Here is an 11907-nt window from a genome sequence, read left to right as displayed (position 1 = left end):
CCGACAAAGACATCCAGGCCGGCGGGCGGGAGATTGCCGCGGGAGGCGTGCACCTTGCCCATGGAGTCCTCGACGCTGACGATCTGCCGGCCGCCGGCCTGGATGTCTTTGTCGGTGCGGCCGAGGGTGGGGAGGATCAGCGCGCGGGTTCCGGTGACGGCGTGGGAGCGGTTGAGTTTGGTGGAGACGTGCACGGTGAGGCGGGCGCGGCGCATCGCGGCTTCGGTGACGTGCGTGTCGGGGGTGGCGGCGACGAAGTTGCCGCCCATCGCGAAGAAGACCTTGGCTTCGCCGTCGCGCAGTGCCTCGATGGAGCGGACGACGTCGTAGCCGTGGTGGCGTGGTGAGGTGATGCCGAATTCGCGGTCGAGCGCGTCGAGGAAGGCGGGCGCGGGCCGTTCGAATATGCCCATGGTGCGGTCGCCCTGCACGTTGGAGTGGCCGCGTACGGGGCAGACGCCGGCGCCGGGTCGGCCTATGTTGCCGCGCAGCAGGAGGAAGTTGACGACTTCGCGGATGGTGGGTACGGAGTGTTTGTGCTGGGTGAGGCCCATGGCCCAGCAGACGATGGTGCGCTGTGAGGCGAGGACCATGGAGAGGGCCTGTTCGATCTCGGTGCGCTCCAGGCCGGTGGCGGCCAGTGTCTCGTCCCAGTCGGCGGCGTGTGCGGCGGCGGTGAATTCCTCGTAGCCGTGGGTGTGTTCGCTGACGAAGGCTTCGTCGACGGCGCCCGGCGTCTCGATGATCAGTTTGTTGAGCAGGCGGAAGAGTGCCTGGTCGCCGCCGATTCTGATCTGGAGGAAGAGGTCGTTGAGGGCGGCGCCCTTGAGCAGGCCCTGCGGGGTCTGCGGGTTCTTGAACCGTTCGAGGCCGGCTTCGGGCAGCGGGTTCACCGAGATGATCTTCGCGCCGGCCGTCTTGGCCTTTTCGAGGGCGGAGAGCATGCGCGGGTGGTTGGTGCCCGGGTTCTGGCCGGCCACGATGATCAGGTCGGCCTGGTGGAGGTCTTCCAGGGAGACGCTGCCCTTGCCGATGCCGATGGTCTCCATGAGCGCGGAGCCGGACGATTCGTGGCACATGTTGGAGCAGTCGGGCAGGTTGTTCGTGCCGAATTCCCTGGCGAAGAGCTGGAGGAGGAACGCGGCTTCGTTGCTGGTCCGGCCCGAGGTGTAGAAGAGGGCCTCGTCGGGCGAGCCGAGCGCGGTGAGCTCTTCCGCGATGATCGCGAAGGCCCGTTCCCAGGTGACGGGCGTGTAGTGGTCCGGGGCCGCCGCTCCGGGGCTCCGGTCCAGCAGCATCGGCTGGGTGATCCGGCCCTGCTGTCCCAGCCAGTAGCCGCTGCGGCCGGCGAGGTCGGAGACGGGGTGGGCGGCGAAGAAGTCGGGGGTGACGCGGCGCAGTGTCGCTTCTTCCGCGACGGCCTTCGCGCCGTTCTCGCAGAATTCCGCCGTGTGCCGGTGGTCGCCTTCGGGCCAGGCGCAGCCCGGGCAGTCGAAGCCGTCCTTCTGGTTGACCTTGAGCAGGGTCCGCGCGGTGCGGCCGACGCCCATCTGCTGCTGCGCGATGCGGAGCGTGTGCGCGATGGCGGGCAGTCCCGCGGCGGCGTGCTTGGGGGCCGCGACCTGGGGCGCGTCCTGGACCGGATCACCTGTGGGCGGTTTGCTGGCCATGGCGCGCTCCCTTGGACCTGTGTCTGTCGTGTACGTCATCGATCCTGCCACGGGCCGCCGGCGATCGGCGGAGGAGGTCGGGCCGGTCGGGATTGTCGGTGGGGCGTGGCAGGATCGGGGACGTGGCTGAGACAGCATCGAAGAAGACCGCAGACAACCGTCCTCGCCTGCTCCTCATGGACGGGCACTCCTTGGCGTACCGGGCGTTCTTCGCGCTGCCGGCGGAGAATTTCACCACCGCGACCGGGCAGCCGACGAACGCCATCTACGGCTTCGCGTCGATGCTGGCGAACACGCTGCGTGATGAGTCGCCCACGCATTTCGCTGTGGCTTTCGATGTGTCCAGAAAGACATGGCGTGCGGAGGAGTTCCCGGAGTACAAGGCGAACCGCTCGAAGACGCCGGACGAGTTCAAGGGTCAGGTCGAGCTGATCGGTGAGCTGCTGGACGCGATGCGCGCGGACCGGTTCGCGATCGAGGGTTTCGAGGCGGACGACATCATCGCGACGCTGGCGACGCAGGCTGAGGCCGCGGGTTTCGAGGTGCTGATCGTCACGGGTGACCGGGATTCGTTCCAGTTGGTCAGTGAGCACACGACGGTGCTGTATCCGACGAAGGGTGTCTCGGAGCTGACTCGTTTCACTCCGGAGAAGGTCCTGGAGAAGTACGGGCTGTCGCCTCGGCAGTATCCGGATTTCGCGGCCCTGCGCGGAGATCCTTCCGACAATCTTCCCGGCATTCCGGGTGTCGGTGAGAAGACCGCCGCGAAGTGGATCAACCAGTTCGGTTCGTTCGACGAGCTGGTGGCGCGCGCCGACGAGGTGAAGGGCAAGGCGGGGCAGAATTTCCGTGATCATCTGGAGTCGGTCAGGCTGAACCGCCGGCTCACGGAGATGGTGCGGGACGTGTCGCTGCCCAAGACCGCGGAGGAGCTGGCGCGCGCGCCGTACGACCGTACGGCGGTGAAGGGCGTGCTGGACGTGCTGGAGATCCGTAACCCGAGTCTGCGTGAGCGGCTGCTGGCGGTGGATCCGGGCGCGGTCGAGGAGGAGGGACCGGCGCCGGCCGCCGGTGTCGAGCTGGACGGCTCGGTGCTGGGTTCCGGGGAGCTGGCGCCGTGGCTGGCGGTCCATGGCGATGAGCCGCTCGGTGTGGCCACGGTCGACACGTGGGCGCTGGGCACCGGGAATGTGAGTGAGGTGGCGCTCGCCGCGGCGGATGGCGCGGCGGCCTGGTTCGACACGACTGAGCTGGACGAGGCCGACGAGCGGGCCTTCGTGTCGTGGCTCGGTGACGAGGGCCGGCCCAAGGTGATGCACAACGCGAAGGGCGTGATGCGGGTCGCGCCGGAGCACGGCTGGCGGGTCGGCGGGGTCACCATGGACACGGCTCTGGCCGCCTATCTGGTCAAGCCGGGCCGGCGTTCCTTCGCGCTGGACGCGCTCGCCGTCGAATATCTGGGCCGGGAGCTGGCACCGGCGGCCGCCGCCGACGGACAGCTCGCGTTCGGTACGGACGAGCAGGCCGAGGCCGAGGCGCTGATGTCGCAGGCCCGCGCCGTTCTCGACCTGGGCGAGGCGTTCGCCGAGCGGCTGGGCGAGGTCGGAGCCACCGATCTGCTCCATGGCGTGGAGCTGCCGACGTCCGCGCTGCTGGCCCGGATGGAGCGCCATGGCATCGCCGCCGACCGGTCGCATCTGGAGGCGATGGAGCAGCAGTTCGCGGGCGCGGTGCAGCAGGCCGTGAAGGAGGCGCACGCCGCGGTCGGCCATGAGTTCAACCTCGGCTCGCCCAAGCAGCTCCAGGAAGTCCTCTTCGGTGAGCTGGGTCTGCCCAAGACCAAGAAGACGAAGACCGGTTATACGACGGACGCCGACGCGCTGGCCTGGCTCGCCGCCCAGACCGAGCATGAGCTGCCGGTCATCATGCTGCGCCACCGTGAGCAGGCGAAGCTGCGGGTGACGGTCGAGGGCCTGATCAAGACGATCGGCGCGGACGGCCGTATCCACACCACCTTCAACCAGACGGTGGCGGCGACCGGCCGGCTCTCGTCGACCGATCCCAATCTGCAGAACATCCCGGTGCGCACCGACGAGGGCCGGGCGATCCGCCGGGGCTTTGTGGTCGGCGAGGGATACGAGTCGCTGATGACGGCGGACTACAGCCAGATCGAGCTGCGGGTGATGGCTCATCTGTCGGAGGACGCGGGGCTGATCGAGGCGTTCACGTCCGGCGAGGATCTGCACACCACGGTCGCGTCGCAGGTGTTCGGTGTGGAGAAGTCCGCGGTCGATCCGGAGATGCGCCGCAAGATCAAGGCGATGTCGTACGGACTGGCCTATGGCCTCTCGGCGTTCGGCCTCTCCCAGCAGCTCAACATCGACGCGGCTGAGGCGCGCGGGCTGATGGAGACGTTCTTCGAGCGTTTCGGAGGTGTGCGGGACTATCTGCGGCGGGCGGTCGTGGAGGCCAGGGCCACGGGTTATACGGAGACGATGCTGGGCCGCCGCCGCTATCTGCCGGACCTCAACAGTGACAACCGTCAGCGGCGTGAGATGGCGGAGCGGATGGCGCTCAACGCGCCCATCCAGGGGACGGCGGCGGACATCGTCAAGGTCGCCATGCTCCAGGTGGACCGTGCGATGACACAGGCCGGTCTGACCTCGCGGATGCTCCTCCAGGTCCATGACGAAATCGTGCTGGAGATCGCGCCGGGCGAGCGTGAGGCCGTGGAGGAGCTGCTGCGCCGTGAGATGTCCGCCGCGGTCGAGCTGCGCGCGCCGCTGGACGTATCGGTGGGCGTGGGCGCGGACTGGGAGTCGGCGGCGCACTGACCGGCGGTGCCCGGGCCGCCGGCCGTACGCGCTGATCCGCTCATGCCGGCCGTTCGCACCGATCCGCTCACACGGGTCGGTGCGAACGCGGCCCGGTGGAATGGCGGACCCGGAGGCGGCCAGGCGACCCGGAGGTGGCGAACTGGTGAAAACCGGTCACCGACCGGTGTGCTGGAGCCAGGAGTTGACGTAGGGTCGCCTGAGTCCTCGCGCGGGGAGCGCGAACAGCCAGCTCAGGGGAGGGACCAGACGTATGGCAGCGCAATTCGGCCGCCGACTGCGCAGAGGGGCGACCACCACAGCGGTGGCCGCGGCCGCGATCGCGGCGCTCTCCGCCTCACAGGCGCCCGGCGCCATCCCCACCGGTGGCGGCACCGGTCAGGCGGCGGATGTGACACCGCCTCCCGGCACGCCGGTCACCGGCAACTCCCCGTACTACACGGAGCTTCCGCCGCTCACCACACCCGACAAACCGGACTCTTCGATCGATCTGCCGGCCACGGGTCCGGCCGAGGCCGGCATACCGGCGTCGGTCCTGGCGGCCTACAAGCAGGCTGAGCAGAGACTCGCGGAGGACAAGCCCGGCTGCAATCTGCCGTGGCAACTGCTCGCCGCCATCGGGAAAGTGGAGTCCGGTCAGGCGCGCGGCGGCCGGGTGGACGCCCAGGGCACCACGCTCGCGCCGATCCTCGGGCCGGTCCTCAACGGCGTCGGTTTCGCCAATATCTCCGACACCGACCACGGCCAGTACGACGGTGACACGACGCACGACCGCGCGGTCGGTCCGATGCAGTTCATCCCGGCGACATGGGAGACCTGGGGCCAGGACGCCAACGGCGACGGCACCAGGGACCCCAACAACATCTTCGACGCGGCGCTGGCGGCCGGCCACTATCTCTGCGCCGGCGGCCGTGATCTCTCCGTCGAGGCCGATCTCCACAAGTCGATCCTCGGCTACAACCACTCGCAGGAATACCTGAACACGGTCCTGACCTGGTTGGAGTACTACCGCAAGGGCACGCACGAGGTGCCGGACGGCACCGGAGTGCTTCCCGTGGGCAACGGCCCGGCCGGCCCTTCCTCCACGCCGGACCCGAGCCCCAGCTCCACTCCGTCGAAGCCCGGCGGCTCGCCCGGCCCCAAGCCCTCGGAACCCAAGCCCGGCGACTCCGGCAGTCCGGCCCCGTCCAAGCCCGGCGGCCCGGCCTCGCCTCCTCCGGGCGAGAGCGACGGACCCGGCACGCCGACTCCCAGCCCGATCGTCAAGCGGATCGAGAAGACGGTCACCGGCACGCTGACCGCCGTCGCCGGCGATGTCTTCGCCGAGCGGGCCGCGGTACGCGCCGAGGACGCGGCCGGCAGGCCCGTCGCCGGAGTGCCGGTGCTGTTCCGGATCGCCGGTGACACGGACGCGCGCTTCGCCGGAGGCGGGTCCGAGGTGACCGTCACCACCGGCGCGGACGGCAGGGCCACGGCCCCGGCCGTCCGGGCGGGCGAGGTCACCGGCGACTTCACCGTACGGGCCACCGTCGCCGTCCGGGATGTCGCCGGCGTCGAGTACACCGCGACGGTGACGGCCCGTCAGGCGGACGGTCTCGTCAGGACCACCGACACGGAGCTGACGGCCGCGCCAGGCGCAGAGTTCGCCGGCTCGGTCGGGGTCAGGGCGACCTTCAAGGGCGCGGCCGCGGCGGGTGTGGCGGTCACCGCCGCCCTGATCACATCCGAGGGCGACGCCACCACGCCGGGCCAGGGCCCCTACTTCAAGGACGCGGACGGCAACCCGGTCCGGGCACTGCGCGGCCTCACGACGGACGCCAACGGCATCCTCCAGCTCCCGGCGCTCTTCGCGGACGACACGACGGGCACGTTCCTGCTCCGTCTCGAAGCGGCGGGTGGCGCGACCCTGACGATCGAACTCAAGGTCGCCTGACCCTCGTACCGCGCGGCCCGCCGCCCTCCGTCCACCGGACGGAGGGCGGCGCCGTGATCAGCCCCGGCGGACAGCCGCCGGTACGGGCCGGCTCACCGCCGGGCATTGAGGCGGCGTGTCGCGACCGCCGTCGACGGATCCTCGGGCCATGGATGGCGCGGATACCGGCCACGCAGCTCCGCCCGTACGGCCCGGTATCCGTCCTGCCAGAAGGACGCCAGATCCGCCGTCACCGCCGCGGGCCGTCCGGCCGGAGAGAGCAGATGCACCAGCACCGGCACCCCCGCGACCCGCGGTGTCTCCCGCAGCCCGAACAACTCCTGGAGCTTCACCGCCAGTACCGGCTGCGCCCCGCCGTACTCCACCCGCACCCGCGACCCGCTCGGCACCTCGATCCGCTCCGGCGCCAGCTCGTCGAGGCGTGACGCCTCGCCGGTCGCCCAGGGCAGCAGCCGCCGCAGCGCCTGGCCCGCGTCGAGCCGCTCCAGATCCGACCGGCGCCGGGCCCTGGACAGCTCGGGCTCCAGCCACTCGTCGGCGCGGTCGAGCAGCGCCGCGTCCGAGACATCCGGCCAGCCGCCGCCCAACTCCCGGTGCAGAAAGCCGAGCCGCTCCCGCAGATCCCGCGCGTCCCGGGTCCAGCGCAGCAGCCCGAGCCCCTCCTGCCGCAGTCCGTCCAGCAGCGCCGCGCGCACCAGCCCGGAGCCCGGCGACCGCAGCGCGCGTACGGACAACTCCACCGCGCCCAGCCGCTCCGCCTCCCGGGCGACGACATCGCCGTCCTCCCAGCGCACCTCCTCGCCAGCCGTGCGCAGATGGCCCGCCGCGGACCGTGCCGTGCCCTCGTCGATGACCGCGGCGAGCCGGACCCGCGCGGCGGCGGCCGTGGCCGGCCGGTCCGCGACCGCCACCGCCAGCCAGGGCGCGCCGCGCAGCCCCGATCCGTCGGCGAGCTCGCTCCCGGTGCCCGACACCATGAGATAGGTTCCCTCGGCGCGGGCCCGCGCCACCCGCTCCGGAAAGGCGAGCGCCGCGACAAGCCCGGCGACCGCGTCGTCCGTCGCGTCCGGCTCCCGGCCCGCCGTGTCCCGGCCCGCGGCCGAGGCCAGCCGCCGGGCCTCCTGGCGCCAGCGCGCCGCGTAGGCGTCCCCGCCCCGGCGGGCCGTACGCCAGGCCGCGGCCAGATCGTCCCCGTACGACCTCGGCGGCTCCTCGCTCAGCAGCGCGACCACCTCGGCCGCGCGACGCGTTCCCACCCGCCCGGCGCCGTCGAGGAGGGCCCGCGCCAGCCGGGGATGCAGGCCGAGCCGCGCCATGCGTACGCCGCGCTCCGTCACCCGGCCGCCGCCGTCCGGTCCTGTCGCGCCCACCACCGCGCCGATCGCGGTCAGCACCGAGCGCGCCGCCGCCAGCGCGCCCGCCGGAGGCGGATCCAGCAGCGCCAGTCCGCTCGCGTCCGGATCGCCCCAGCACGCGGCCTGCAGAGCGAAGGCCGCCAGATCCGCGACCTTGATCTCCGGAGAAGGGAAGCGGACCAGCCGGGTGTCCTCGGCCTCCGTCCAGCAGCGGTAGACGGTGCCGGGTGCCTCGCGCCCGGCCCGCCCGGCCCGCTGCCGGGCGCCCGCCTGCGACACCCGTACCGTCGTCAGCGCGCTCAGCCCGCGCGCGTGATCGGTCCGTGGTTCACGCGCGAGCCCCGCGTCCACGACGATCCGTACGCCCGGCACCGTGAGGCTCGACTCGGCGACCGCCGTGGCCAGCACGACCCGGCGGCCGTCCGTGGAACCGGCCAGCACCGCGTCCTGCACCGCCGCCGGCGCCCGACCGTGCACCTGGAGCACCTCGGCGCCGGTCTCGCCCAACTGGCCCGCCACCCGGGCGATTTCGCCCACGCCGGGCAGGAAACACAGCACATCGCCGTCCCGTTCGGCCAGCGCCCGCCGCACCACCGACGCCACATGCGTCAGCAGTGCCGGGTCGACCCGCATCCCGTGCGGCGGACGTACCGGCTTCGCGGGCGGCGCCCAGACCACCTCCACCGGATACGAGACGCCTCGCGCCTCCACCACCGGCGCGTCTCCCAGCAGCCGCGCCCACCCGGCCGCGTCGGTCGTGGCGGACGCCGCCACCAGCCGCAGCTCGGGACGGAGAGCCGCCCGTACGTCCAGCAGGAACGCCGCCACCGTGTCCGCGTCGAGATGCCGCTCATGACACTCGTCGAGGATCACCACATCGACCCCGGCCAGCTCCTGATCACGCTGGAGCCGCTGGAGCAGCACACCGGTGGTCACCACCTCCACCACCGTGTCGCGGCCCACCACCCGCTCCCCGCGCACGGTGAAACCGACCCGCTCGCCGACCCGCTCACCGAGCAGCCAGGCCATCCGGCGGGCCGCGGCGCGCGCCGCGATCCGCCGCGGCTCGGCGACGACCACCCGCCGTACGGGACCGTCGCCGAGCAGCCCGGCCAGCGCCAGCGGCACCAGCGTCGTCTTGCCCGTCCCGGGCGGTGCGCACAGCACCGCGCAGCCGTGCCCGTCGAGGGCCCGTTCCAGCGCGGGGAGGGCGGGACGGACGGGCAGGCTGCCGAGGATGTCGTCGCGGATCACCCGCCCAGTCTCGTACGCGGCGCGCCGGCTCGGGTACGCGAGCGGGATCTCAGTCCCGTACGCAGACGAAGATCGCCGTGCCCGGGATCAGAGCGCCGCGCAGCGGAGACCAGCCGCCCCACTGCTGGGTGTTCCAGGCCGGCCATTCCGGCTCCACCAGATCGACCAGCCGGAAGCCGCCCGCCACCACGTCCCGCACCCGGTCGCCGACCGTCCTGTGGTGCTCCACATAGACCGCGCGTCCCTGCTCGTCCTGTTCGACGTAGGGGGTGCGGTCGAAGTAGGAGGAGGCCACCGACAGGCCCTCGGGGCCCGGTTCGTCCGGGAACGCCCAGCGGATCGGATGGGTGGCGGAGAAGATCCACCGGCCGCCGGGCCGCAGCACCCGGCGTATCTCGCGGAACACCTTCACCGGGTCCGCGACGAAGGGGATCGCGCCGTACGCGGAACACGCCAGGTCGAACGAGCCGTCCCGGAACGGCAGCGTTCCGGCGTCCGCCTCCACCAGCGGGAACGTCCGGGAGCGCCCTTCGGCGATGCGCAGCGCGTGCTGGAGCTGGCGGTGCGAGAGGTCCAGCGCCACCGGGCGCGCGCCCTGCGCCGCCAGCCAGCGGGAGCACTGCGCGGCGCCCGCGCCGATCTCCAGGATGTCGAGGTCCCGCAGGGACTCCGGCGGTCCCAGCAGGCCGGCCTCCACCTCGTCGAGCCCCTCCGGGCCCCAGACGAATCGGTCGTCGCCGAGGAAGGTGCCGTGCTCGGTCTGGTACTCGTCCGCGTGCCGGTCCCACCAGCCGCGGTTGGCCCGGGTGCTCTCCGTGTCGCCGGTTTCGCGGCGGGTCGCTTCCGGTTCGTACTCTTGGATCATTTCGTCCGTCGTCGTAGTGTGCTGGGACCACGCGGTCGCGTGGCCGGGCCGCGTGGCCCCCTGGCCGCGTGCTCGCACGCCGGTGTGTCCATGGGACCGCGACGGGGCCCCTGTGGCCTCATCAAACGCGGATTGTGCCGGGTATGGGGCATTCCGCCCCGGGTGTGCGCCTTCGCGCATTGACCGTGCCCGGCTGCCCCCGTATGCTAAAGGTTGCGCTGCGGGCTTGCGCGCCTCAGACGTAGCAGCCGCGCTCGCATCTGTTGTGGTCCCCTCGGTTGTCGAGGCGCTTTCCCCGTAGTCCGGGGCCGGCGCTTCCTTGGCTGTCCGGCTTCTGCAGAGGCGATACGGGCTCTCGGCGTAGCAGTACCTACGACTCACTGTCCGCACCGGAGCCCTTTCCCACATGACGAGCAGCACCGAGACCACCGCCACCACCCCGCAGGTTGCGGTCAACGACATCGGTAACGAGGAAGCCTTCCTCGCCGCGATCGACGAGACGATCAAGTACTTCAACGACGGCGACATCGTCGACGGCGTCATCGTGAAGGTCGACCGGGACGAGGTCCTGCTCGACATCGGTTACAAGACCGAAGGCGTCATCCCCTCCCGCGAGCTTTCGATCAAGCACGACGTCGACCCCAATGAGGTCGTCGCCGTGGGCGATGAGATCGAGGCCCTGGTTCTCCAGAAGGAGGACAAGGAAGGCCGTCTCATCCTGTCCAAGAAGCGCGCGCAGTACGAGCGCGCCTGGGGCACGATCGAGAAGATCAAGGAAGAGGACGGCATCGTCACCGGCACCGTCATCGAGGTGGTCAAGGGTGGTCTCATCCTCGACATCGGCCTCCGTGGCTTCCTGCCGGCCTCCCTCGTCGAGATGCGCCGCGTCCGCGACCTCCAGCCCTACGTGGGCAAGGAGCTCGAAGCCAAGATCATCGAGCTGGACAAGAACCGCAACAACGTGGTCCTGTCCCGCCGTGCCTGGCTGGAGCAGACCCAGAGCGAGGTCCGTCAGACCTTCCTCACGACCCTGCAGAAGGGCCAGGTCCGCTCCGGCGTCGTCTCCTCGATCGTCAACTTCGGCGCGTTCGTGGACCTCGGTGGCGTCGACGGTCTCGTGCACGTCTCCGAGCTGTCCTGGAAGCACATCGACCACCCCTCCGAGGTTGTCGAGGTCGGCCAGGAAGTCACCGTCGAGGTTCTCGACGTCGACATGGACCGCGAGCGTGTCTCCCTGTCGCTCAAGGCGACGCAGGAAGACCCGTGGCAGCAGTTCGCCCGGACGCACCAGATCGGTCAGGTCGTCCCCGGCAAGGTCACCAAGCTCGTTCCGTTCGGTGCGTTCGTCCGCGTCGACGAGGGCATCGAGGGTCTGGTGCACATCTCCGAGCTGGCCGAGCGCCACGTGGAGATCCCGGAGCAGGTCGTCCAGGTCAACGACGAGATCTTCGTCAAGGTCATCGACATCGACCTGGAGCGCCGCCGCATCAGCCTCTCGCTGAAGCAGGCCAACGAGTCCTTCGGCAGCGACCCGGCCTCGGTCGAGTTCGACCCGACGCTCTACGGCATGGCCGCGTCCTACGACGACCAGGGCAACTACATCTACCCCGAGGGCTTCGACCCCGAGACCAACGACTGGCTCGAAGGCTTCGAGACCCAGCGCGAGGCGTGGGAGGGCCAGTACGCCGAGGCGCAGCAGCGCTTCGAGCAGCACCAGGCCCAGGTCATCAAGTCCCGCGAGGCCGACGAGGCCGCTGCCGCCGAGGGTGCTGCCGCGCCCGCCGGTGGTGGCAGTGCTCCGGCCGCCTCCGGTGGCTCGTACTCCTCGGAGTCCGCGGACAACTCCGGCGCCCTGGCGTCGGACGAGGCCCTGGCCGCCCTTCGCGAGAAGCTGGCCGGTGGTCAGAGCTGACGCTCCGACCTCGTAGATAGCTGGTCGCACGGCTGAACGTAAGGCCCGCTCCCTCCTGGGGAGCGGGCCTTACGCGTGTCGGCG

The 11907-nt window shown here is 71.1% G+C and carries 6 protein-coding genes; 3 read left to right on the top strand and 3 right to left on the bottom strand.

Features of this window, described 5'->3' with window-relative positions; all coding sequences use genetic code 11:
* On the bottom strand, positions 1–1670 hold a 1670-nt coding region (locus PV679_RS13365), incomplete at its 3' end, for an FdhF/YdeP family oxidoreductase (RefSeq protein ID WP_319680383.1).
* Between the two features lie 122 nt (positions 1671–1792).
* On the opposite strand from PV679_RS13365, the gene polA reads away from it, so the two are divergent.
* Positions 1793–4504 carry a DNA polymerase I gene (gene polA / locus PV679_RS13360; RefSeq protein WP_319680382.1) on the top strand — a complete coding sequence of 904 codons (2712 nt, stop codon included), beginning with the start codon at positions 1793–1795 and terminating at the stop codon, positions 4502–4504.
* 253 nt (positions 4505–4757) lie between these two features.
* Positions 4758–6437: a lytic transglycosylase gene (locus tag PV679_RS13355; protein ID WP_319680381.1), complete on the top strand. Its 1680-nt coding sequence runs from the start codon at positions 4758–4760 to the stop codon at positions 6435–6437.
* Positions 6438–6529: 92 nt separating this feature from the next.
* Here PV679_RS13355 and hrpB read toward each other — a convergent pair whose 3' ends face one another.
* Positions 6530–9046 carry an ATP-dependent helicase HrpB gene (gene hrpB / locus PV679_RS13350; protein ID WP_319680380.1) on the bottom strand — a complete coding sequence of 839 codons (2517 nt, stop codon included), beginning with the start codon at positions 9044–9046 and terminating at the stop codon, positions 6530–6532.
* 49 nt (positions 9047–9095) lie between these two features.
* Positions 9096–9911 (bottom strand): class I SAM-dependent methyltransferase, encoded by an 816-nt coding sequence (locus PV679_RS13345; protein ID WP_319680379.1) that lies wholly within the window; start codon positions 9909–9911, stop codon positions 9096–9098.
* A gap of 406 nt (positions 9912–10317) precedes the next feature.
* Here PV679_RS13345 and rpsA point away from each other — a divergent pair, with 406 nt between their 5' ends.
* On the top strand, positions 10318–11823 hold the full coding sequence (gene rpsA, locus PV679_RS13340; RefSeq protein ID WP_093595272.1) for a 30S ribosomal protein S1: 1506 nt from the start codon (positions 10318–10320) through the stop codon (positions 11821–11823).
* The last annotated feature ends 84 nt before the right edge of the window (positions 11824–11907 follow it).

It is taken from the genome of Streptomyces sp. AK02-01A, from assembly GCF_033795305.1.
In the GTDB taxonomy this organism is placed as follows: domain Bacteria; phylum Actinomycetota; class Actinomycetes; order Streptomycetales; family Streptomycetaceae; genus Streptomyces.
This window is presented reverse-complemented; position numbering and strand designations above follow the sequence as displayed.

Excerpts from the sequence above, each read along its gene's own strand:
- PV679_RS13355 (WP_319680381.1), top strand. The coding sequence starts at position 4,758 with ATGGCAGCGCAATTCGGCCGCCGACTGCGCAGAGGGGCGACCACCACA.
- rpsA (WP_093595272.1), top strand. The coding sequence starts at position 10,318 with ATGACGAGCAGCACCGAGACCACCGCCACCACCCCGCAGGTTGCGGTC.
- PV679_RS13345 (WP_319680379.1), bottom strand. The coding sequence starts at position 9,911 with ATGATCCAAGAGTACGAACCGGAAGCGACCCGCCGCGAAACCGGCGAC.